Origin of the sequence: Cupriavidus sp. NPDC089707, from assembly GCF_044748965.1 — a bacterium.
GTDB lineage: Bacteria > Pseudomonadota > Gammaproteobacteria > Burkholderiales > Burkholderiaceae > Cupriavidus.
On the sequence record NZ_JBIVHB010000005.1, the window covers coordinates 320,678 to 343,182 of the forward strand.

24 protein-coding genes are annotated in these 22,505 nt (G+C 68.5%); 7 read left to right on the top strand and 17 right to left on the bottom strand.

Translation table 11 applies throughout. From position 1 onward, the window contains the following. From gspD to gspG, 9 genes are all read right to left on the bottom strand, one after another. Positions 1-2,436, bottom strand: coding sequence for a type II secretion system secretin GspD (gene gspD / locus ACIP1U_RS11570; protein ID WP_400314853.1), 2,436 nt, complete (start codon positions 2,434-2,436; stop codon positions 1-3). 34 nt (positions 2,437-2,470) lie between these two features. Continuing rightward, entirely contained in the window at positions 2,471-3,301 is an 831-nt protein-coding gene (gene gspN, locus ACIP1U_RS11575) for a type II secretion system protein N (RefSeq protein ID WP_400314799.1), read from the bottom strand. Continuing rightward, entirely contained in the window at positions 3,301-3,909 is a 609-nt protein-coding gene (locus ACIP1U_RS11580; RefSeq protein ID WP_400314801.1) for a type II secretion system protein M, read from the bottom strand. Before ACIP1U_RS11580 ends, gspN begins: the two co-directional genes overlap by 1 nt. Positions 3,910-3,928: 19 nt before the next feature. Continuing rightward, positions 3,929-5,407, bottom strand: a complete 1,479-nt coding sequence (gene gspL / locus ACIP1U_RS11585) for a type II secretion system protein GspL (protein ID WP_400314803.1) — start codon at positions 5,405-5,407, stop codon at positions 3,929-3,931. A gap of 208 nt (positions 5,408-5,615) precedes the next feature. Further along, positions 5,616-6,650: a type II secretion system minor pseudopilin GspK gene (gene gspK / locus ACIP1U_RS11590; protein ID WP_400314804.1), complete on the bottom strand. Its 1,035-nt coding sequence runs from the start codon at positions 6,648-6,650 to the stop codon at positions 5,616-5,618. Beyond that, positions 6,647-7,363, bottom strand: coding sequence for a type II secretion system protein J (locus tag ACIP1U_RS11595; protein ID WP_400314806.1), 717 nt, complete (start codon positions 7,361-7,363; stop codon positions 6,647-6,649). Before ACIP1U_RS11595 ends, gspK begins: the two co-directional genes overlap by 4 nt. Beyond that, entirely contained in the window at positions 7,341-7,745 is a 405-nt protein-coding gene (gene gspI, locus ACIP1U_RS11600) for a type II secretion system minor pseudopilin GspI (protein WP_400314808.1), read from the bottom strand. Before gspI ends, ACIP1U_RS11595 begins: the two co-directional genes overlap by 23 nt. Next, positions 7,742-8,239, bottom strand: coding sequence for a GspH/FimT family pseudopilin (locus ACIP1U_RS11605; protein WP_400314809.1), 498 nt, complete (start codon positions 8,237-8,239; stop codon positions 7,742-7,744). Before ACIP1U_RS11605 ends, gspI begins: the two co-directional genes overlap by 4 nt. Before the next feature lie 28 nt (positions 8,240-8,267). Next, entirely contained in the window at positions 8,268-8,741 is a 474-nt protein-coding gene (gene gspG, locus ACIP1U_RS11610) for a type II secretion system major pseudopilin GspG (RefSeq protein ID WP_400314811.1), read from the bottom strand. 206 nt (positions 8,742-8,947) lie between these two features. On the opposite strand from gspG, the gene ACIP1U_RS11615 reads away from it, so the two are divergent. From ACIP1U_RS11615 to ACIP1U_RS11635, 5 genes are all read left to right on the top strand, one after another. Continuing rightward, a complete protein-coding gene (locus ACIP1U_RS11615) occupies positions 8,948-9,400 on the top strand; it encodes an RrF2 family transcriptional regulator (protein ID WP_400314812.1) in 453 nt (150 codons plus the stop codon). A 94-nt stretch (positions 9,401-9,494) separates the two neighbouring features. Further along, positions 9,495-10,715, top strand: a complete 1,221-nt coding sequence (locus ACIP1U_RS11620) for a globin domain-containing protein (protein WP_400314855.1) — start codon at positions 9,495-9,497, stop codon at positions 10,713-10,715. 90 nt (positions 10,716-10,805) lie between these two features. Continuing rightward, on the top strand, positions 10,806-11,528 hold the full coding sequence (locus tag ACIP1U_RS11625) for a type II secretion system protein N (protein WP_400314814.1): 723 nt from the start codon (positions 10,806-10,808) through the stop codon (positions 11,526-11,528). 154 nt (positions 11,529-11,682) lie between these two features. After that, positions 11,683-12,276 carry an EF-hand domain-containing protein gene (locus tag ACIP1U_RS11630; RefSeq protein ID WP_400314816.1) on the top strand — a complete coding sequence of 198 codons (594 nt, stop codon included), beginning with the start codon at positions 11,683-11,685 and terminating at the stop codon, positions 12,274-12,276. Between the two features lie 416 nt (positions 12,277-12,692). Then, a complete protein-coding gene (locus ACIP1U_RS11635) occupies positions 12,693-13,187 on the top strand; it encodes an Lrp/AsnC family transcriptional regulator (protein ID WP_400314818.1) in 495 nt (164 codons plus the stop codon). Positions 13,188-13,282: 95 nt separating this feature from the next. Here the strand turns inward: ACIP1U_RS11635 and ACIP1U_RS11640 are convergent, their stop codons facing one another. Next, positions 13,283-13,981, bottom strand: coding sequence for a GNAT family N-acetyltransferase (locus ACIP1U_RS11640; protein ID WP_400314820.1), 699 nt, complete (start codon positions 13,979-13,981; stop codon positions 13,283-13,285). Between the two features lie 332 nt (positions 13,982-14,313). On the opposite strand from ACIP1U_RS11640, the gene ACIP1U_RS11645 reads away from it, so the two are divergent. Next, complete coding sequence (locus ACIP1U_RS11645; protein WP_400314822.1) at positions 14,314-14,868, top strand: NAD(P)H-dependent oxidoreductase; 555 nt, start codon at positions 14,314-14,316, stop codon at positions 14,866-14,868. After that, positions 14,865-16,673, top strand: a complete 1,809-nt coding sequence (kefC, locus tag ACIP1U_RS11650) for a glutathione-regulated potassium-efflux system protein KefC (RefSeq protein ID WP_400314823.1) — start codon at positions 14,865-14,867, stop codon at positions 16,671-16,673. Before ACIP1U_RS11645 ends, kefC begins: the two co-directional genes overlap by 4 nt. A gap of 60 nt (positions 16,674-16,733) precedes the next feature. Here kefC and ACIP1U_RS11655 read toward each other — a convergent pair whose 3' ends face one another. The 7 genes from ACIP1U_RS11655 to paaA form a co-directional block, all read right to left on the bottom strand. Continuing rightward, complete coding sequence (locus ACIP1U_RS11655; protein WP_400314825.1) at positions 16,734-17,351, bottom strand: TetR/AcrR family transcriptional regulator; 618 nt, start codon at positions 17,349-17,351, stop codon at positions 16,734-16,736. 11 nt (positions 17,352-17,362) lie between these two features. Beyond that, the gene (locus tag ACIP1U_RS11660) at positions 17,363-18,157 is read right to left on the bottom strand and encodes a DUF1835 domain-containing protein (RefSeq protein ID WP_400314827.1); all 795 of its coding nucleotides are present in this window, start codon (positions 18,155-18,157) and stop codon (positions 17,363-17,365) included. Positions 18,158-18,389: 232 nt separating this feature from the next. Then, entirely contained in the window at positions 18,390-19,478 is a 1,089-nt protein-coding gene (gene paaE, locus ACIP1U_RS11665) for a 1,2-phenylacetyl-CoA epoxidase subunit PaaE (protein ID WP_400314829.1), read from the bottom strand. A gap of 27 nt (positions 19,479-19,505) precedes the next feature. After that, positions 19,506-20,066: a 1,2-phenylacetyl-CoA epoxidase subunit PaaD gene (gene paaD, locus ACIP1U_RS11670; RefSeq protein WP_400314830.1), complete on the bottom strand. Its 561-nt coding sequence runs from the start codon at positions 20,064-20,066 to the stop codon at positions 19,506-19,508. A gap of 31 nt (positions 20,067-20,097) precedes the next feature. Next, the gene (paaC, locus tag ACIP1U_RS11675; RefSeq protein WP_400314831.1) at positions 20,098-20,940 is read right to left on the bottom strand and encodes a 1,2-phenylacetyl-CoA epoxidase subunit PaaC; all 843 of its coding nucleotides are present in this window, start codon (positions 20,938-20,940) and stop codon (positions 20,098-20,100) included. Positions 20,941-20,952: 12 nt separating this feature from the next. Further along, on the bottom strand, positions 20,953-21,240 hold the full coding sequence (paaB, locus tag ACIP1U_RS11680; protein WP_022536879.1) for a 1,2-phenylacetyl-CoA epoxidase subunit PaaB: 288 nt from the start codon (positions 21,238-21,240) through the stop codon (positions 20,953-20,955). A 41-nt stretch (positions 21,241-21,281) separates the two neighbouring features. Continuing rightward, positions 21,282-22,298, bottom strand: a complete 1,017-nt coding sequence (gene paaA, locus ACIP1U_RS11685; protein WP_400314833.1) for a 1,2-phenylacetyl-CoA epoxidase subunit PaaA — start codon at positions 22,296-22,298, stop codon at positions 21,282-21,284. Positions 22,299-22,505: the final 207 nt, after the last annotated feature.

Genomic DNA, 22,505 nt, shown 5'->3' on the forward strand with positions numbered 1-22,505 from the left:
TCAGTTCTGGACAGCGCCCGGCGTGGCGGCTTCGCCGCGCTGGCTCAGCGGCTGCTGCAAGGGCGCGGGCGGCGGCAACGGTTGCGGCTGTGCCGGCACGCCGGGCTGCTGCTGCGGATTTTGCGGCAGCGTCTGCGGCAGCGGCAGCGGCGTCGCCACCGGGCCGTTTGCGCGCGGATCGATGAACGGCGTGGTCGGCGCATCCGCCGGCGGCAGCAGCGGCGTGTTGGTGTCACGCACCATGATGTTAGGCGATACAAAGCCCTGCTGCTGCGCACGCATATAGTCGTAGCGGTCCGCGGTCAGGCGGTCGGCAGCGCCCGTCGTGCGCATCACATACGGGCGCAGGAACACCAGCAGGTTGGTCTTGGAGCGGTTCTTGTTCTCGTAGCGGAACAGGCCGCCGATCAGCGGGATGTCGCCCAGCAGCGGCACCTTCTGCACGCCGTCGCCGTACGAATCCTCGATCAGGCCGCCGAGCACGATGATCTGGCCGTCGTCGACCAGCACGTTGGTCTCGATCGAGCGCACATTGGTGGTCGGGCCCTGCACCTGCGACAGCGTGCCAGCCACCACCGACGACGACTCCTGGAAGATCTGCATCTTGACCAGCCCGCCGTCGGTGATCTGCGGCTTCACGCGCAGCGTGATCCCGACGTCCTTGCGGTCGAAGGTCTGGAACGGCGTCACCGAGGCCGCGCCGCCGGTCTGCGCATACGAGCCGGTGGTGATCGGGATGTTCTGGCCGATCAGGATCTTGGCTTCCTCGTTCTCCAGCGTGATCAGGTTCGGCGTGGACAGCAGGTTGACGCTGCCGTTGGTGCCCAGCGCGCGCAGCAGGGCGCCCAGGCCCATGGCCCGGTTGACGATGCCCAGGTTCAGGCCGCCGATGTCGGGGACCAGCTGCTGCGCGGCGACGATGCCGGCGGCGCGGTTGCTGTCGGCCAGGGCGCCGGCCAGGGTCAGGTTGAGGATGTTCTGCCCGCCGGTGCCGAAGTTGGTGCCGGCAAAGACGTTGTTGTTGCCGCTTGACGAGCTGATCAGGCCTTGCCACTGGATGCCAAGCTCGCTCGCCTGCGTGGCGGTGACCTCAACGATCATCGATTCGATGTAGACCTGCGCGCGGCGCGCGTCGAGGTCGTCGATCACCCCGCGCAGGTTGCGGTAGACCGGCTCGCTGGCGGTGATGATCAGCGAGTTGGTCGACGGGTCGGCCTGGATGATGCCGCCGGTGGTCGGCTGCGTGCTGGTGCCGAACGAGGCGGCGAAGGCCGAGCTGCCATAAGCACCGCCGCCGCCCATGCCGCTGGTGCCGCTGCGCATGCCGGTCTGCGTGCCCGTGGTGCCGCCAGTGAACTGGCCGCCGGCCGGCGTGGAGACATTGGTCATGCCGGCCGCGCCGGCGATGCCGCCCGCGGCACCGGCGCCGGGCTGGGTCGAGGAGGCAAAGCTGCTGTCGGCCGCGACGATGGCGCGCAGCGTGGCGGCCAGTTTTACCGCATCGGCATTCTTCAGCGGCACCACCCAGATATTGCCGGGGCGGGCGTAAGGCTGGTCGAGCTTCTCGATCAGCTGGCGTGCCTGCTGCAGCCGCGCACGGCTGGAGGCGCGGATCATCAGCGCGTTGCTGCGCGGCTCGGCCACCACGGACGTGCGCAGCGTGGCGTCGACGCCCGGCGCCGCGCCGCCGCCGGCCGCACCCGCGGCAGCGGGGTCGAGCAGCTTCTGCAGCACCTGCGCGGTGTCGCTGGCCAGCGCATGGCGCAGCGGTACCAGTTCGACCTCGCCCGAAGCGGGCGCGTCGATGGCGGCGATGATGCGCGCCAGCCGGCGCAGGTTGTCAGCGTAGTCGGTGATGACCAGCGTGTTGTTGGCCGGGTAGGCGGTGATGGTGTTGTTGGGCGCGATCATCGGCCGCAGCACCGGCACCAGGTTGTTGGCCGACTCGTAGTTGAGCCGGAACACCTGCGTCACCACCTGGTCGCCGCGGCTTGGCGCCGCGCCGATCACCGTGGGGGAACCCTGCAGCTTGGCGTCGGCCTCGGGCACGACCTTGGTGAAGCCGTTGCTCTCGACCATCGCATAGCCCTGCATGCGCAGCACCGAGCCCAGCGTCTGCAGCGCCTGCGCGCGCGACACCGGCTGCTCGGTGACCAGGTTCACGGTGCCCTTCACGCGCGGGTCGATCACGAAGTTCTTGCCGGTGGCCTGCCCGACCGCCTTGATCACCGAGTCGAGGTCCGCATTGACGAAGTTGAGCACGACCTGGTCGCGGCTGGCCGGCGTGACATCGGGCGGCGCCGGCGGCGTGCCCGTGGTGCGTGCGCCGGGCTGGGCCCACAGCGGCGCGGGCGCCAGCAGCGAGAGCCCGCACAGCAGGGCCACGGCGCGGACGCAGGCGGTCTGGAAAACAGGTCGGGTGGCATGGGTTGTCATAGTCATTTCCGTACGCTCCTGGTGCTGCCTGGCATCAGAAGCGCAGCCTTGTCACGTTGTTGTCTCGTCGTCCCAGCAGGCTCAGCAAGCTGGTCAGTTGCGTTTCCGCATCGGGCTCGGCATGGGCGGTGCCCTCGAAGCGCGCCTGCCGGCCAAGCGTGCCGCTGCCCTCCAGGTGCAGCGGCCCGGCGATAGTACTCAGTTGCAGCTTGCCGCCGCCGACGCCGCTCCAGTCGATCTCGGCGCGGTAGCTGCCGAGCGGGCGCAGCCGGCTGACCGCGGACGACACCTGCTCGATGCGCAGCGTGACATGGCCGCGCATGCCATTGCCATTTCCGTTGCCTTTCTGGCCGGAAAAGCTGCCTTGCAGCGTCGACCAGTCCGCGCGCATCAGGCCATCCGGGCGCAGCGTATTGAACGGCGCGCCGATGCCTTCCAGCAGCGATGCCGGCAGCCGCATCGCCCCGGACTGCACGGTCCAGCCGCCCGGCGTCGCAGTGATCGCCACCGGCGCGGCCATGGCTTCGGTGTGCGTCACCACCGCGCGCGCGGTGCCGGCCAGCAGCGGCCAGAAGGCCAGCGTCCATTGCAGCCGGCCCGGCAGCACCGTGGCGGTCTGGCTGCCGGCGCCGGCCGACAGCGCCAGCGTGGCGCTGCCGCGCCACAGCGAGCCGCTGGCATCGGCCAGCAGGACCCGTCCCTGCGTCTGCGTGGCCACGCGCTCGGCGATCCACGCGGCCGGCAGCATCGCCACCACCGTAGCCGCGGCGCTAGCCACTCCCAGCGCGAGCCAGCGCAGGCGCCGCCACGCACCCGGCCGGCGCAGCTTGCGGCGCGGCAGCCGCAGCGTTTCCAGCCGTACCATCAGCTGCGGCCGCCCGGACCCTGCAGGGTCGCGCTGACATTGACCAGCGCCGTGGCGCCGACATAGACGATGCGGGCGTCGATCACTTTCATGCGCTGCTGCTGGCGCACGTCCTGCAGCCAGCCGCTGAACGCGCCGAAGGGCACCTTGTCGAGCTGCACCTGGACATTGTTGTCGGCACCGGCGGCAAGCCGGGTTGCCTTCAGGCCATGCTGGCCCAAGCTTTCCTGCAGCGCCTGCGTCAGCGCGTCGCCGCGCAGCGCTGGTGCCGGCGTGGCCTTGAGGCCGCGCGCTTCCTGCGCCAGCGTTTCCATTTCGGCCAGGTCGGCGCGCATCTGCGGCAGGCTGCGCGCCAGGCGCTGGCGGCCTTCGGCGGCCGGCTCCCACAGCAGCGTGTAGCCGATCACCAGCACCAGCACCGCGGTGCCGCCGGCCAAAATGGCCTGCTCGCGCGGGTTGCGCGCCGACCAGAACGCGTTGAAGCGCTCCTGCCAGGCCTGCGGCACGCTCGGGCGCAGCCGCGCCAGGCGCGCGCGCAGTGCGGTGGTGCTTGCGGACCGGGCGGGGCGGGACGTGTGGTTTCGGGCGGAGTCTTTCATGGCATTCATGCGTATCGTGCTGCCGCGCTCACAGGCCTGGCCTGATGACCCAGCGCGAGCCTGGCGTCACCGGCGTGGCGCTGCCTGCCGCACTGCCTGGTGCGCTACCTGGTGCGCTACCTGCGGCGCCACCGGTCTTGTCCTCGTCCATCTGCAGGCCGGCCTGGCGCGCGGCATTGCGCAGACTGGCAATGTCCGTGCCCGGCTTGAGCGTCACCATCAGCATGCGGCCGCGGTATTCCAGCGCCTGCAGCGCATCGGGTGGCAGCCGGCGCGCGGCCTGGGCAAAGCGGTCGGCCAGTGGCAGGAAGTCTTCCGGCGTGCTGCGGCCGCTGGCGATGCGCAGCTGCTCGACCTGACGCCGCATCTGCAGCGGCGCGTCCAGGATGGCCTGGGTCTGCGGGAAGGCGCTGCGCAAGGTCTGTTGCTGCGCGGCTTCCACGCGCTGCTGCTCATTCCGCAGCAGCAGCCAGTGGATGTTCATGCCCAGCACCTGCACCACCACGATGCCAGCCAGCAGCGCCAGTGGCACCCGCCATGCCGCCAGGTTCCAGCGATCGGCGCGGCCCTGCGCGAACTCGAACTGCGCCAGGTCCAGTGCCGGCTCGCGCAGGCACGCCTGCGCGCCCTCGATCCACAGCGGCCAGCCGGCGCGGGCGGCGTTGCGCAATGCGGGAACCGGCGCCGCGGCGGCGGCATCGGCGTCGGCGTACCAGGTGCCGTCGGGCGCCAGCGCCTGCCAGGCCGCGAGCGCGTCGTCGCCCAGCAGCAGGCCGTAGCCGGCGTGCGCGCCGGTGCGCACGGTCAGTTGCCACTGGCTGGCCAGCGCAGGGACAGGCTCGGTGGCGCCGACGGTGGCGCTGTCGAGCAGTTCGCCGCCGTCAGCCAAGGCACTCGCGGCTGCCTCGACCACCAGCGTGGCCGGCTCGTCCTGTGCGGTGTTCTCCGCCGAGCGCAGCGTGGGCTCGGCGCCCGGCGCCTGCGCGGGCGCCTCGGCGGCGGCCCCTGCCGCTGCCAGCGGCACGCACAGCTGCGCCGGCAACACATGGCGGCGGCGATGGCGGTGTTCGGCGAAGGCGTCGAGCACGGCCCGCAGCCAGGCGCGGTCAGCCACCATCAGCAGTCGCCGGCGCGGGCCGCGCATCGCGGCGCTGCCGTCGAGCGCGGGCCCCACGCCGATATGGCAGGGCTGGGCGTCGGTGGCGAGCGCGTCTTCGATCAGGTTGGGCAGGGCCTGTTTTAAACGCGCCGGCGGCAGCGGCGGCACGGCGGCCGTGGTCAGCAGTACGTCACTGGCCGCGAGGATCAGCACCAGGCGTTCGGCAGCGGGCAGGTCGGCGATGCGGGCGTGGCCTTCGCGCAACACTTCAGGGGCTGCACTGCCGGGCCCGCGCCGTACGGCGTCGGTGCCGGTGCGCACAAGCGCGAACGGCAGGGTGCCGAACTGCCAGGGTTGCGGCTGATCGTGCGGCCGGTGCGGCAGGCGGACATACAGGGTGGTGCTCAAGTTTTCCTTAACGTGGCGTCAGTGGCGTCAACGGCGGGACATGAGGGAAAAATCCGGGAAGGCGCATTGCCGCGTGGCGCCTCGCTCGCGCCAGCGTCGCAGCATACCTTGCCTGTGTGACTAACCCGCGTCAATACCATTCTCCCCGGTTGCCAACGCCTGCAAATCGCGCCGCCCACGCATGCTCCGTGCGCCTTGTATCAGACATTCAGCGCAGGTCCGGCAGCCGGTCGGCGTCCTGTATCCAGACCACCCGCGTCGTATTGGTGGCACCCAGCGGCTCGCCGCGGAAGACCAGCGATACCTGCAGCCTGCTGGCGCGTTCATGGCGAACCAGTCCGTAGACCAGGAAATAGTGCGAGCGCACGTCGACCATATTGGCCAGGCTGGCGCCATCGGCCTGGGGCGCGACCGCGGCCAGCTGGGTCTGCACATTGCCGACGTTGTTGAAGTAGGCGCGGTCGCGCTGGCGTACCAGTTCGCGGGCGCGCTCCAGCGGCAGCTTGTCGATCACGGCGGCCAGCACCTCGGCCTCGGCGGTATTGGCGTTGACCAGGGTGCGCTCGGGCAGCACGGTGACGAACGGCTCCAGCACGGCGATCATTTCCGGCGTATAGCCCGGCAGGGACAGCAACCCCTGCACGCTGTCGAGCGGGCGCGGCGCCGCGCGGCCGCCGCCATCGCCGCTTCCGCCTTGCGCCGCCTGCAGCATGGCGCGCGCGGTGGACTCGGCGAGTTGCGGGTTCAGGCCCACGGTCTGCAGCAGGCGGCGGTAGGCGGCCTGAGCCGCGGGATCGACCGAAGCCGCGCGCCCCTGGCCGGCGGTGGCGGTCCAGATCACCAGGTTGGCGAGGTTGAAGCGGGCCTGCGCATCGAGAATGCGGCCAGACAGGAACGAGCTTTCGCCGGCCACGTCGGTGCGCAGCGAAGCGCCGAGGAAATCCGACAGCCGGGTTTCGGCGATCGGCACCGCCCAGGGCTCGCCGAGCTGGTCGACGTTGGTGCGGCGCTGGTCGTCGCGCAGGATCAGCCGCGCCCAGTCGACCGCGGCGCGCTCGATCCAGGTCGCCTGCGCCAGCAGCCGCTGGTTCTCGATGGCACGGATCTGCACCTGCTGGCGCCAGAGCATGCCGGACACTACCACCACGGCCAGAGTCACCATCAGCAGCGCGGTGACCACGGCGGCGCCGCGGGCGCGGCGCCGCGCGAAGGCCGGGCGGGAGCGGACGGGAGCGCGCCTCATAGCCCGGTCATGCAGATCTTCTGGAACTGCCGCGGCGCGTCGCTGCCGCCCATGCGCGCGAGCACGGTCAGTTCGACCGCGCGCACCGCGGTGTTGGGCAGCGCCGTGCCGACGTCCGAGGCGGCCACCGCGCTGGCGGCGTTGGTGGCGTTAGCGGCGAACAGCACGTTGCGGATGCGGCCAGTATCGGCCTGCCAGCCGGCAGGCTCCACCCAGGCGCGCGCGTTCATGCCTGCGACGTCGGATAGCACACGCCGAACCTGCGCGGCATTGTTGCCGCCCTGTCGCAGCGACAGCAGCGCCGACTGCAGCCCGGCACGGTCCGCCACCGGCGGCGCGGCCACCCGCACCAGCGTATTGCCGTCGATCTGGTACGACAGCACCTGCCATGTCGGCGGTTGCCCCTCGTCGCGCCGGTCGCGCACCAGCAGCAGCCGGTCCGGGCCGACCTCAACCGGGCTGCCCTGCAGCAGCGTGGGGTTGGCGAGGTGCTCACAGTCGGCCTGGAACTGGCCGTAGAGGATCTTCAGCGCATCCAGGCGCGCATCGTGGTCGGTCAGGCGCTCGCGGCTGCGCGTCAGGCTGTCGAGCGCGCGCCAGCCGATCACCGCCATCACCGCCAGCAGCGTGATCGCGACCAGCATCTCCAGCAGCGTGAAGCCGCGAGTGCGCTGGCCTGGGCGTTGACGCTCAGAGCACGTTGCGGGCTTCATTGGGAACGATGGTGACCAGCCACGCCAGCCGCACGGACTTGTCGGTGGCGGACGGGTAGACCGCGATCTCGACGCGGCGGAAAACCGGATTGGGCGTGCCCGAGACCGACTGCTCGCAGTACAGCGGCGTGCCGCCTTGCGGGCAGGCATAACCGCTGACGCCGGGCTCCGGCCAGGTCTTGGACAGGCGCAGCGCGGCCAGGTGGTTTTCCGCGCTCCATTCGGCCAGCATGCGGGTCTGCAGCGCGGCACCGGCGTCGACCATCGAGCTCATGGCGCGCATGGCCGCGGTCAGCGCGACCGCCAGGATGGTCAGCGCGACCAGTACCTCGATCAGCGTGAAGCCGGCGCGGCGCCGGCCGTGCAGGGGGTTGCGGGTCATGGCGTGCTGGCGAAGTAACGGCCGGCGCCGTCGCCGGTAACGTCCACACGGATATCGCCGCGCATCAGGACCAGCCGCTGCGGCAGATCGATCAGTTCGCGTCCGAATACCAGCCGGAGCGGGCCGCCGGTGCCGGTGGGCCGGCCGCCTTCGGCGACCACCACCTGATCCAGCGCCAGCCGCCAACGGCCCGGCGCGAACACGTCGGTACGCATGGGGATCCAGCCGTTCGGGGTCGATTCCAGGAAGCGCCAGCCGCCTGCGTCGCCCTCCCACGCGATCGGACGGGCGCCGAGCTGCGCTTCTTCCTGCGCCAGCTCGAACAGCCGCGCGATGCGCTGGCCGTCATCCAGCACACGACCGCGCTCGTTGGGCGAGGCGTTGACCGCCACCAGCGAGATCACGATGCCGGCGATCACCATGACCACCAGCAGCTCGAGCAGGGTAAAACCCCGGCGCCGCAAGGGCGCGCTGTGGCGCGGCGCCGTGGTCATGGGTCAGAGGAGGTAGGCGTGCCGGGAGTTATTCCCAGTTGCCGATATCGGCATCGTTGCCGTTGCCGCCGGCCTGGCCGTCGGCGCCGAAGCTGAACACGTCGATCTCGCCGCGCACGCCCGGGTTCAGGTACTGATACGGATGGCCCCAGGGATCCTTGGGCAGCTTCTCCAGATAGCCACCGCCCTTCCAGTTGTTCGGCACGGGCTCGGTAGTGGGTTTGGTCACCAGCGCGGCCAGGCCTTGCTCGGTGGTCGGGTAGCGGCTGTTGTCGAGCCGGTACAGCTTGAGCGCCTGCATGATCGACGAGATGTCCTGGCGTGCCGCGACGATGCGCGCTTCGTCCGGACGGCTCATGATCCTGGGCACTACCAGCGCCGCCAGCACGCCAAGGATCACGATCACCACCATGATTTCGATCAGGGTGAAGCCGCGCGCGCGGCTGGCGCGTGCGGGCCGGGAACGGGCAGGGCTGGCGGAACGGGTAGGGAAAATGCACATCGTCTGTGAACCTCGTTGCTGGAATGGCTGGGCCCGTGGCCGGGCTGGCGGCGGGCCGGTTTCGCCAGTCAGTATAACCGGCGCCACATGACTGTTTTATGGGGGTGGCGTCGGCGCCGCGTCAATGTGAGATGCAAAGCACAGCGGGTGGGCCTGCCTGAAATTAACTTGCATCCTGGATGCATCTTTTTTAAGATGTCGCCACGATGCAACTGACCCGTTTTTCCGACTATGCACTGCGCCTGCTGATGTACGTCGCCCGTGGCGACGGCAGCCGGCCCATCACCATTGCGGAAGTGGGGCAGCAGTTCGATATCTCGCACAACCACCTGGTCAAGGTGGCGGCGCGGTTGTCGAAGCTGGGCTGGATCACCGCCACGCGCGGCCGCCACGGCGGCCTGCAGCTGGGGCCGGGTGCCGAACAGCTGACCATCGGCACGATCCTGCGCGAGCTGGAAGGCCACAAGGCCATCATCGACTGCGACAACCCGCCCTGCGCGCTGAACGGCAACTGTCGCCTGAAGCGCGCACTGGACGTGGCCGAGCAGGCGTTCTACCGCGCGCTGGACGATGTCACGCTGGCCGATGTCACCGGCAGCAAGACCGCCGAGTCGATCATTCGGCTGCATCTCGATTTCCTGAACCGGCGTTCGGCCTGAGTGGACGAGGTCCGCGCAGGCGCCAACGAGCGCCGGTTTTATTGTGCGAAAAAACATGCATATAACATGCATGAATAAAACGGAGTGTTATTTGATGCTGTCCGCCGCTTCCCGCCCCTATATCGATGCGAGCGTCCCGGTGCTGCGCGAGCATGGCCTGGCCATCACCACCCACTTTTACCGCGAGATGTTCGCCGACCGGCCTGAACTCACGCAGATGTTCAACATGGGCAACCAGGCCAATGGCAGCCAGCAGCAATCGCTGGCGTCGGCCGTGTTCGCTTACGCCGCCAATATCGACAATGGCGCGGCGCTGGCGCCGGTAGTCGACCGCATCGTGCACAAGCACGCGGCAGTTGGCCTGACCCCCTCGCATTACCCGATCGTCGGCCGCCACCTGCTGGGCGCGATCAAGGCGGTGCTGGGCGATGCGGCCACGCCGCCGCTGCTGGCCGCATGGGACGAAGCCTACTGGTTGCTGGCCGGCGAGCTGATCGCCGCCGAGGCGCGGCTGTACCAGCGCACCGGCGTTGCCGCCGGCGAGCTGACGGCGGTACGCGTGATGCGCCGCGAAGCGCAGGGCGAGCAGGTGGTGTCGCTGACGCTGGCCGCCGCCGACGGCGGCCCGCTGCGCGACTTCCGTCCCGGCCAGTACATCAGCGTCGAGGCGCGTCTCGATAACGGCACGCGCCAGCTGCGCCAGTATTCGCTGTCCGGCGAGAAGGGCCTGCCGACCTGGCGCGTTTCGGTCAAGCGCGAGGATGGCGACCGATCGACGCCGGCTGGCGCAGTCTCCAACTGGCTGCATGCCAACGCGAAGGAAGGCACCGAGCTGAAGGTAAGCGCCCCGTTCGGCGATTTCACCCCGGCGCTCGACGGCCATCGCCCGCTGGTGCTGCTTTCGGGCGGTATCGGCATCACGCCGATGATGTCGGTGCTGCGCACCCTGGCCGCCCAGGGCTCGCAGCGTCCGATCCTGTTCGCCCACGCCGCTCGCAGCGGCCGCCATCATGCGCATCGCGCCGACCTGCAGTGGGCGCGCGAGCGGTTGCCCCAACTGGTGACGCATATCAGCTACGAAGCGCCCGAGGCCGGCGACGCCATCGGCCGCGACTACGACCACGCCGGCACCATGCCGATTGGCGAGTTGCTGGCCCGGCCGGAATTGCAGCGCTTCATCGACGGCCGCTTCTACCTGTGCGGGCCGTTGGGCTTCATGCAGGCGCAGCGCCATGCGCTGGTCAGCGCCGGCGTGCCGGTGGCGCACATCGACCGCGAAGTCTTCGGCCCGGACCTGCTCGACCACTTGCTCTGAGCCTGGTCGGCCGGGGGAGAGTGGCGACAGTGTCATGTGGCTCTGGTACGCTTGGCGCGATCGTTCATATGCGTCAGGGGTACCGTTCCCGTGCAACTCTCCCTCCGGCCTGTCCTTCGCTTCCATGCCGCTGCGCCGTGGCTGCCGCGCCTGGCAAGCGTGGCGCTGTTTGTCGCGCTGTGCGCCCTGGCCACGTACTGGGCGCTGACATTCAGCGCGATGCGCACCCTCCCGGTGCCGCAGAGCGCGCGCGTTGCCCAGACCGAGGCTGTCGAGACCGGCGCCGTGGCAACACTGTTTGGCGGCTCGGCCCAGGGCGGTCCGCGCGACGTGCAGTTGCTTGGCGTGGTGGCCGAGGTCGACGGCGGTGCCGGCGCGGCGATCGTGTCGCTGGACGGCGGGCCGCCCAAGGCGGTGCGGTCCGGTGCCGAACTGTCGCAGCAGATCCGCCTGGTGGAGATTCGCCAGCGTTCGGTGGTGATCGAACGCAGCGGCGTGCGCCAGGAAATCGCATTGCCGGTGCAGCCGGGCGCCGCGCGCGCAAGCGCCGCCGGTGCGGCGGCGCCCGCGCTGCCAACGCCGCCCGCTGGCGCCGCCGCGCCGATGGCGACGCCCATGCCGCCGCCCGCTCCGCCCACCACGGTGGCCAGCCAGCCGGCCCAGCCGACCCAGCCGGCTCCAGGCCAGCCCCCGCAGCCACAAGTCCAGTCCCAACCCCAACAGTCCCAATCCCAGGCGCAACCTGCCGCCCAACATCAGCCCATGATGGCGCCGCCACCTAGCCAGGACGGGATGCTGGTTCCCAAGAATTAAGCTGGCAAGGCCGCGAATATTCGTGTCCCGTTGCGTTCCCTTACGGGGCGCCAGCCTTTCTGTGAGGCGGGTAACATCGTATTAAAAGCGCCAACCTCCCTGCATCGTCTGCGTTCTAATCCGTACATGCCAACGTGATGAAAAGGAGCAAGACATGCAACGCAATCACAAGCAGCAGATCCTGAAGCAGTTCCTGGCCGCCTCGGCCGTCCTGCTGGTTGCCGGCGGCGCCTTCGCCCAGGCCAGCGCGCCCGCCGCACCGGACGGCAAGCCCGGCCATCACCACCATATGGGCCATGGCGGCGGCTGGATGAAGGCAGTCGATACCGACAACGACGGTGCGATCTCGAAGGCCGAGGCCGACGCCTACTTCAACAAGCTCGACACCAACCGCGACGGCAAGATTGACAAGGCCGAAATGGACGCGCACCGCAAGGCCGTCATGGCCGAGCGCCATGCCCGCATGCAGGCCGCCTTCGATGAGAAATTCAAGGCTGCTGACAAGAACGGCGACGGCGCCCTGACCAAGGCCGAGGCCAATGCCGGCATGCCGCGCCTGGCCAAGCGCTTCGACCAGCTCGACGCCAACCGCGACGGCAAGCTGACCCGCGACGAAATCCGCGCCGGCATGCAGAAGATGCACCGCGACCACCATCGCCGTGGTCCGCAGGGCCAGGGTGCTCCGGGTAGCCAGCCAGCTCCTGCGAACCCGTCTGCACCGGGTGCCCCATCCACCAGCGGCGGCTGATGCCGCGGCAGGACGGCCATGGCCGTCCTGCCTGAAACCGCTGTTCAGCGCGCGTGCCCACCCGGCCGCGCGCTTTTGCTTTGGCCCGGTTCGTCCCTGCGCTGGCAGCGCGTCCACCAGGAAGTATCTGACCCCGGCGGCAAACGCCCGTAGAATGCCGCTTCCCTGTGCGGCCGGCCTTGGCACCATCCTTGCCTTCTCCCGGTCGGCGCGGGCGCGACCGCAACCCCGCAGCCGTGCCACCAGACAGGTTGCCCAGCCCGACCGGCTGCAGCACGAGTGACCGAAAAGGCTGCCGATTCGCCAGAATCCGGCCCGCAGCGGACGCAATCACACAAAAAATTGCGTACTTGTGCACGGTTTGCTAAATTTGCGCAAAAAAATTGCCAATAAACATATTGCGGAGCAACAATATCGTGAGCAAGGTGGAGTTGGACAAGATCGACCGGAAGATCCTGGAAGTGCTGCAGACCAACGGCCGGTTGACCAACCTGGAGGTGGCCGAGCGCGTCAACCTGTCGCCCAGCCCCTGCCTGCGCCGCATCCGGCGGCTGGAGGAGATCGGCGTGATCCGGCAGTACGCGGCGCTGCTGGAGCCGAACAAGATCGGGCTTGGCCTGCTGGCCTATATCAATGTCCGGCTGGAGAAGCATGGCGGCGCGCCCAAGGGCAAGGCGCCGCTGGACCTGTTCCGCGCCTCCATTGCGGTATGGCCCGAGGTGGCGGCATGCCATGCCATGACTGGCGAGATGGATCTGCTGCTCAAGGTCTATGTCGAGGATATGGAGCACTTCGCGCGCTTCATGCAGGAGCAACTGCTGGCCCATCCGTCGGTGATCGACGTGCGCTCCAGCTTTGCACTGGAAAGCATCAAGGACACTACGGCACTGCCGGTTGGCGGCGCTTCCTGAGCGGTCTGGGGTGCGCATGCAAAAACGGCGCATCGTAGCGATGCGCCGTGGGGGCCGTGGGCGGCGAAGCGGGCGGGGCGATCGATCTGGCCCGCTCAGGCGGTGTGCTTTTGCGGCACCATGGAGCGCCAGAAGCGCAGGCCGAAGCGGCGTGCGTCGCGCAGGTTGCGGCGCACCGCGTAGTCCAGGTCGGCCATCTGCTCGTCCAGCGCCTCGGTCAGGCGGCTGACGGTGTCCGCCGGCGGCAGTTCCAGGTAGGCGTCGGCCTCGCCGTAGGCGTACTGGACCTTCATGCCGGCTTTCTTGGCGATGTGCATCATCGCGGCGTTGCGCGACAGGCAGTGCATGTACAGCGTGCGCACGCTGGTGTTGCGGCCATGCATGGCCGCACGCTCGAACAGCGCGCTGCCGATACCGCGGCCGCGGGCGCTGCGCGACACCGACACGCCGAACTCCGCCACGCGGCCCTGGGCGTTATCACGCAGGTTGGCGAAGTGGCCCACGCCGATCAGCTCAAGCTTGTCGTCGTAGACGCCGAATACGGAGTCGTGGTCGAAGTCGATGCTGTCCACGTAGGCTTCGATCACGTGATCGCCCACCGACTGGCCGAAACGGAGCAGGCGATCGTCCTCGCCCAGGGCGAGGAAATGCTTCAGCAAGCGCGAGCGGTGATGGGCGGCCAGCTCGCGCACCAGAACGGTGGCACGGTGGGCGGCTTGTGTCGCTGCAGCTGCCTTGCGCAGATCTTCGTCGGTCAGTGCACCGACAGCCTTGCTCAGTTCGAGCGGGTTCACGTTAATTCCTTCCTGGTACGGTCACAGATAAAAATAGGCACTGCATTGGTGTTTCGCCAGGCACTTTTCCCTGGTCGGGTGCGTGATTCGGGGAAACACCATCTTGATGCAGCGTGAAAAGTATTGTAGTGGAATTGTCAGTCTGGCGTAAGCTTCCTGCGCCGCAGCAGCTGTACGTGGCGCCGCATCACTTCGAAAAATGCAATAAAATCAATGATCTAAGAAAATGTGATGAATTGTTGCGCGGTATCAACTGTGGATATGTTGCAACGCCGCAATTGAGCCATGCCCGCCACGATCCCGCCTTCCTTGGCCAAGCCGCCCCATCTTCGATGACCGAGTCTCCCATTGCAGTGATCTACGCGCATCCCACGCCCAGCCGATCGCGCGTCAACCGGCCCCTGGCCGACGCGCTGGCCTCGCTGCCGCAGGTCCAGGTACGCGATCTTTACCGTTTCTATGTGGATTACGACATCGACGTTGTCGCCGAGCAGCGCGTGCTGGCGGTTGCGGACACCGTCGTGTTGCAGTTTCCGGTGCGCTGGTACAGCGTGCCGGCGCTGCTCAAGCTATGGCTGGATGAGGTGCTCGAACACGGGTGGGCGTACGGCCCCGGCGGCACGGCGCTGCGCGGCAAATCGCTGCTGGCGGTGGTCAGTACCGGCGGCAGCGCCGATGCCTACGGCCCGGATGGCAACCACGGTCATCCGATCGGCGAATTCCTGTTGCCGCTGGAGCAGACCGCGCTCCTGTGCGGCATGAGCTGGCTGCCGCCGGTAGTGCTGCATGACGCCGACAACGCCGATGCGCAGGCGCTGGCCGACCATATCGCGCACGTCTGCGGGCGCCTGGGCGCTGACGACGTGCCCGCGGAGGTGCGCGCATGAACCAGCATGACTTCCTGATTGCGCTGCTGGTGTTCCTGGTAGCGGCGGTGGTGGCGGTGCCGCTGGCGCGGCGCAGCGGCCTGGGCGCCGTGCTGGGCTACCTTCTGGCGGGGGCGGCCATCGGCCCGTTTGCACTGCGCCTGGTCTCCGACGTCGAGTCGATCTTGCATTTCTCGGAGTTCGGCGTGGTGCTGATGATGTTTGTCATCGGCCTGGAACTGGAGCCGCGCAAGCTGTGGGCCTTGCGGCGGAGCATCTTCGGCTACGGTGGCGCCCAGCTTGCCGCGTGCGCGCTGGTGATCGGGGGGGCGGCCGCGCTGGCGGGGGCGTCGTGGCAGGTAGCGCTGGTCGCGGGCCTGGGCCTGGCGCTGTCATCCACCGCGATCGCGCTGGCGACGCTGACCGAGCGCAACCTGTTCGGCACGCCGGCCGGCGCGGCCAGCTTCGGCATCCTGCTGTTCCAGGACATTGCTGCCATCCCGATGATCGCGCTGTTGCCGCTGCTCGCCGTCGAGGGCGCAGAAGGTGCCGGCGCCGCCGGCTGGATGGCCGGTGTGAAGGCGGTGGCGGTGATCGGCGCGGTGGTGGTCGGCGGCCGCTATCTGGTGCGGCCAGCGCTGCGCTTTATCGCGCGCACCGACATGCGCGAGATGTTCACCGCGTTTGCGCTGCTGCTGGTGGTAGGTATCGCGCTGATGATGGACGCGGTCGGGCTGTCGATGGCGCTGGGAACCTTCCTGGCCGGCGTGCTGCTGGCCGATTCGGAATACCGCCATGCGCTGGAGGCTGACCTGGAGCCGTTCAAGGGGCTGCTGCTGGGCCTGTTCTTCATGGCGGTCGGCATGTCGATCGATTTTGCCGTGCTGGCACGCTCGCCGTGGCTGGTGCTCGGCCTGGTGGCCGCCTTCGTTGTGGCCAAGACCGGGGTGCTGGTGCTGCTGGCGCGCAGGTTCGGGATAGCGCGCGGCCAGCGGCTGCTGTTTGCGCTGTTGATTTCGCAGGGCGGCGAGTTTGCCTTCGTGGTGTTCGGCGTCGCCGGCGGCGCGGGCTTGCTGCCGCGCGAGACCGAGGCCTTGCTGGTGTTGGTCGTGGCGCTGTCGATGGTGGCCACGCCGTTGCTGTTGCTGGCCTATGACCAGCTGGTGGCGCCGCGGCTGGGCCGCGCCAAGGCGCGTCCGGACGAGGCCATCACGCCGCAGGACAACCCGGTGCTGATCGCCGGCTTCGGCCGTTTCGGACAGATCATCGGGCGACTGCTGTACAGCCAGGGCATCGGCGTCACGGTGCTCGACCACGATCCGGACCAGATCGAGTTCCTGCGCCAGTATGGCTTCAAGATCTTCTATGGCGATGCCACGCGGCTGGACCTGCTGGAAGTCGCCGGAATCGCCCGCGCGCGCATCCTGGTGGTGGCGATCGACGGCATGGACGATAGCCTGCAGCTGATTGACCGGGTACGCGAGCGCTATCCGGAACTGCAGATCTATGCGCGGGCGCGCCATGTGTCGCATGTCTACCAGCTCAAGGACCGCGGCGTACAACTGTTTGAGCGCGAGATGTTCGAGGGTTCGCTGACGATGGGACGGCGCGTTCTGGAAGGGCTGGGCTTTGACCCGGCCGAGGCGCGCAACGTGGCGCTGCGCTTCCGCCGGCACAACATCCAGGCGATCGACCGCTTCTATCCCCACTACACCGACCAGAAGAAGCTGGTCTCGCTGGCGCGCCAGGCCCGCGACGAGCTGGAGGAAATGTTCAGGCAGGACCGCGAGCAGCGCCGGCAGCGCGAAGAGGCAGGGTGGTCCTGACGATGGCGTGGGCAGGTCGGGGCGGGCCCGCTTTGATCAGCGGATTGGTCAGCGGATTGGTCAGCGAATCGCGGCCGCGCGGCCCGGCAGCCCCCCTTCGAGGAGGTCAAGCACCGTTTCGGCAAAGTCTGCGTACGACAGCCGGCCGCCCGGCTTGAGCCAGGTGAAGGTCCAGTTGATCATGCCGAACACGGTCATGGTCAGCGCGGTCTGGTTATCGCGCGTGACGCGCTCCGGGTAGGCCCGGCGAAGCAGGCGCGAGAACGCTGCCACCACGTCGCGCTCGCGGCCCAGGATCACGTCGCGCTGGCTTTCGGCGAGGAACTTGACGTCGTTGATCAGCGCGACATGGCGCGTCTGCGAGGTTTCGTACTCGGCCAGGAAGGCGCGGATCAGGTTGGCGAACGCTTCCTTGTCGGTGCGCGCATGGCGCTCGGCGTCGGCTTCGACCTCGGTGACCAGCAGCATCAGCCGCCGCGTGTAGCGATCCAGCAAGTCGAACAGGATCGCTTCCTTGCTCTCGTAATAGTGGTAGAGCCGCGCCTTGGACGTGCCGCAGGCGGCGGCCAGGTCGGCCATCGAGGTGCTGGGGTAGCTGCTGTTGGCGAAGGCGGCGGCGGCCAGGTCCAGGATCTGTTCGCGCTGCGCCTCGAAATCGGGTGCCTTGGTACGGGCCATGTGTATCGGGGTTACTCGCCACCGCCGCCGGCGTGGCGGCGCAGCTCGCAGGTCTCGAGCGAGTCGGAATTGCCGCGCAGCACCATCTGCCCGGAGGCGATCAGTTCGCGGCAGCGCCAGAACACGAACCAGTCGCTGGCCAGCAGCCCTTCGATCGCGCCCATCACGCTGCCCACCACCTGCACCGCCGGGGTCCATTCTGCCGGCGCGCGATCCATGATGATGTCGTCGATGGTGTGATAGGCGGCGGGGACCAGCGTGTTGCCCTTCCACAGGCGGACGTCGGCATTTTCCTTGACGTTCTGCTGCCACTCGTAGCCGAGCCGTCCCAGCCGCAGCACCGAAACCGGCGCGATGGTGGAGAAGCGCCGTGCCAGCCGCGCCGGCGAATACATGCCGATGGCGGCCAGGTTGCCTTGCGCGGGCATCTCCAGCTCGCGCAGATCCATCGCGACTTCATTGATCCGTTGCGGCGCCTGGTACAGGTGGAACACGACCCGCCGCAGCATCAGCTGGTCGGCCGCGCTCTGGCCGTGCCAGACGGCCACTTCCATGTCGTCCTGGCGCAACCCCTGGAGCTGGTCCAGCGCCTGGCGCATCTCGGCGGCGAAATCGATGTCGGTGTGCGGGGCGACCCGCTGCCAGAAGCCGGAACGGATCAGCCCGGTGCTGTCGATGTCGGCCAGCGGCCCCACGGCCAGGTCGTCGCGCAGCACCACGACAGGGTCCGGCCGCGCGGCCTGCGCCAGCGCCTGGCGCAGGGTCGTGCCTGCTACATCACCGTTGACGACGTGGATATATTGCATGGCCGTGATTGTATATGGGTGGGACGGTTCGCTGAAACCGCGCGGCGCCGGCGCGACAGTCGGCGCGCGCTGCCGTGCAAGCATTGCGCCGCCGCGGTTTACCGCCCCCCTCGCAAGCATCGCGCCAGGCCGCTGCCGGCCTGCCGCCATTGTAGTCACGGCCAGGCTGGCCAATGGCGGCGAGTGTCGGCACGCACACGCGGCGCCGGACGCCTGCCGCCGCGTACCTGGATCAGCGCTCGTCGTAGCTGACCACGACCCGCGGCGTCAGCGCGCGCGCCTGGCAGGTGAGCACGAAGCCCTTTTCCATTTCCCACGGCTCGAGCGTGTAGTTCTTCTCCATCTCGACCTGGCCTTCCAGCACCTTGGCGCGGCAGGTGCAACAGACGCCGCCCTTGCACGCGTATGGCAGGTCGAGCCCGGCGGCCAGCGCGGTATCGAGCACGTTGGCGTCTTCCAATGGCAGGCGCATGCTGTGTTGCTTGCCGTCGAGCACGACCACCAGCTCGGCGGTGCCCGCATGGTCCACGTGCGTGTGCGACGGCTTGGGCTTGGCCTGCGCAAACGGCACGCCGAAGCGCTCGGCGTGGATGCGGTGCGGATCGACGCCAGCGTCCCGCAGTGCCGCCTCGACTTCGTCGATCATCGACGCCGGCCCGCAGACGAAGGCCGCATCGATGTCGTCCACCGGGATCAGGGTTTGGAGGAAGGCGGCGACGCGATCGTGGTCAAGCCGGCCGTGCAGCAGGTCAACCTCCTGCGGCTGGCGCGACAGCACGTGGTACAGCGTGAAACGCGACAGGTACTGGTTCTTCAGGTCTTCCAGCGTCTCGGAAAAGATGATGCTGTCGACATTGCGATTGCCATAGACCAGCGTGAAGCGGCTGCGCGGCTCGGCCTGCAGCGTGGTGCGGATCAGCGACAGCACCGGCGTGATGCCGCTGCCCGCGGCAAAGGCGACATAGTGTCGCGCTGCCTCAGGATCCAGCGGCACATTGAAGCGGCCGTCCGGCGTCATCACGTCGATCACCTGGCCGGGTGCGATGGTGTCGTGGAGATGGGACGAAAACAGCCCGTCCTCGACCAGCTTCACCGCCACGCGCAGTTCGCCCTGTGCGTCATAGTCCTGCACCGCCGAGCAGATCGAATACGAGCGGCGCAAGTCCTTGCCGTCGACCGGCGCCTTCAGCGTCAGGAACTGGCCCTGGGTGAAGCGGTAGGCGTCGCGCAGCGTTTCCGGCACCTCGAACGCGATCGAGATGGTGTCGGCAGTCTCGGGGCGCACCTGCGCCACGCGCAGCGGGTGGAACTGTGGGGTCATGGCAGCCTGGCTTCGGTCCGGCGGGGCTCAATAGGGTTTGAAATAGTCGAACGGCTCGCGGCAATCCAGGCAGCGGTACAGCGCCTTGCACGCCGTCGAGGCGAAGCGCGAGATTTCCTGCGTGTGCACGCTGCCGCAGCGCGGGCAGGCAACTCGGTCGGGGGCGCCGGCGTGCTCGGCACGCGGGGCGAAGCGCAACGGTTGTGCCGGCGCCGGCGCGCCGCACTGGCCCGGCGGTGCGATGCCGAATTCGCGCAATCGTTCACGCGCGGCGGGTGTGATCCAGTCGGTGGTCCACGCCGGCGCCAGCACGGTGCGCAGGCGCCACGGGGTCAGGGCGGCGGCGTCGAGCGCATGGCCGATGTCCTCGGCGATCTGCGACATCGCCGGGCAGCCGGAGTAGGTGGGCGTGATGGTCACCTCCAGCGTGCCGTCGGCATCGGCGGCGATCCCGCGCAGGATGCCGAGGTCGCGGATCGACACCACCGGGATCTCCGGGTCGGGAACCGCTTCCAGCGCCGCCCATGCCTGCGCGACGCGCGCATCGGCGGTAGCTTTCGCTGGGTGGGGCAGGGGGGTGAGTTTCATGCCGGTCAGTCCTTTGCGGCAAAGCGGGCGCTTACCATTGCGCGCCCGGATGGGCTCGTGCCAGCCCTTGCATCTCGCCCAGCAGGTAGCTCATGTGTTCGGAATGCACGCCGAGCTTGCCGCTCGAGACAAAGCTGCTCGCAGGCGGCAGCGCCAGCGTGGCGGCTTGCAGGGTCTCGGCGACGGTCGCGTCCCAGGCAGCTCGCAGCGAGGCGATGACGACGCCAATGCCCTGCGCCGCGGCTTCGGCTTCCACCGGGTCTTCGGCAAAGCACTCATTCATATAGGGCAGCAGGTGGTCCAGGGCCCGCTGCATGCGGGCGTGCGACGCTTCGGTGCCGTCGCCCAGGCGCACCACCCAGCCGGCGGCATGGTGCAGGTGGTAGCGCGCCTCCTTGACCGACTTTGCTGCGATGGCGGCGAGTTGCGCATCGCTGCTGGACTGCAGCGCTTCCCACAGCGCAACCATCAGCGCGCTGTACAGGAAGTTGCGCATGATGGTGACCGCGTAGTCGCGCTCCGCGGCAGCGGTGCCGGCCAGCGGGCCGCGGTGGGGCAGTTCCACCAGCGTCCAGTTGCGGAAGTCGCGCTCGGCGCGCCAGTAAGCATAGTCGTCTTCATGGCGTGGCAGGCCGGTCAGCTCGCCTTCCAGTTCGCCGGCGCGGCCGTACAGCAGGCGCGCCTGGCCGATCAGGTCGAGGCTGATGTTGGCCAGCGCAATGTCTTCTTCCAGCACCGGGCCGTGGCCGCACCACTCGGCATTGCGCTGGCCGAGTACCAGCGCGTTGTCGGCCAGGCGCAGCACGTAGCGCAGCGCGGCGGCGCGGGCCGGCGGCAGATGATCCAGGGAGGCGGGTTGCGGGGACGCGGTCATCGTGCGTGGCCCTTACATATGGTTGACTTCGTCGGGCAGCTGGTAGAACGTCGGATGCCGGTAGATCTTGTCGGCCATGGGGTCGAACAGCTCCGGCTTTTCCTCCGGCACGCTCGCCGTGATGGCGGCGGACGGTACCACCCAGATCGACACGCCTTCCTGACGGCGCGTATAGACATCGCGCGCCATGTGCAGCGCCTGCTGCGCGTCGGCGGCGTGCAGGCTGCCGCAGTGCTTGTGCTCCAGGCCTTGCTTGCTGCGCACGAATACCTCCCACAGCGGCCATTCCTTGCGGTTCATCGTTGTCTCCTCAATCCTTGCGCTCAGGCTGCGGCATGGGGTCAGGCAGCCGCGCGGCGCTCGCCCGCTTCGCGCTCGGCCTGCCTGGCGGCGTGGGCCAGCGCGGCTTCGCGGACCCAGGCGCCTTCCTCGTGCGCCTTGACGCGCGTGGCCAGGCGCTCTTTGTTGCAGGGACCGTCGCCGTTGATCACGCGCCAGAACTCGTCCCAGTCCAGCGGGCTGTAGTCATAGTGGGCGCGCTCGGCGTTCCATTGCAGTCCCGGGTCGGGCAGCGTCACGCCCAGCACCCGCGCCTGTTCCACCGAGGCATCGACAAATTTTTGGCGCAGGTCGTCATTCGAGATGCGCTTGATGCCCCAGGCCATGGTCTGCGCGCTGTTGGTCGAAGCCGCGTCGGGCGGGCCGAACATCATCAGCACCGGGAACCACCAGCGGTTGACCGCGTCCTGCACCATCTCGCGCTGGGCGTCGGTGCCGCGCATCATCGCCAGCAGCGCGTCGAAACCCTGGCGTTGGTGGAACGACTCTTCCTTGCAGATGCGGATCATGGCGCGCGCATACGGGCCATACGAGCACCGGCACAGCGGGATCTGGTTCATGATCGCCGCGCCGTCCACCAGCCAGCCGATCACGCCCACGTCGGCCCAACTCAGCGTCGGGTAGTTGAAGATCGACGAATACTTGGCCTTGCCGCGGTGCAGCGCGTCGACCAACTCGTCGCGGGAGGCATCCAGCGTTTCGGCAGCGGAGTAAAGGTACAGGCCGTGGCCGCCTTCGTCTTGCACCTTGGCCAGCAGGATCGCCTTGCGCTTGAGCGACGGCGCGCGGCTGATCCAGTTGCCCTCGGGCAGCATGCCGACGATCTCGGAGTGCGCGTGCTGGGAAATCTGCCGCACCAGTGTCTTGCGGTAGGCCGCCGGCATCCAGTCCTGCGGCTCGATCTTGGCGTCGGCGGCCATACGCGCGTCGAAAGCGGCCTGGCGGACGTCGTCGTCCTGAGGGGCGGCGATCTGGGCGGAGTCAGCGTGGCCGGGAACGTCCAGGCTTTGGGTGTACATAACGCCTCCTCGGGCGGGGGCCGCGGCAGGTAGGGGGACCGTTGGCGCGGTGGCTGGCCCTATTATATATAAGCCGACCGGTCGGTCAATTTAAGCCCGGGCCGGTTTGCATTGACTGTCGCCGGGCAAGCGCTTCCACGTGACGGCCTAAGCACGTGTAGTATCGAAGGCGTACGGCCTTCTGCCGTCCAACCCCTTATTCCCTTT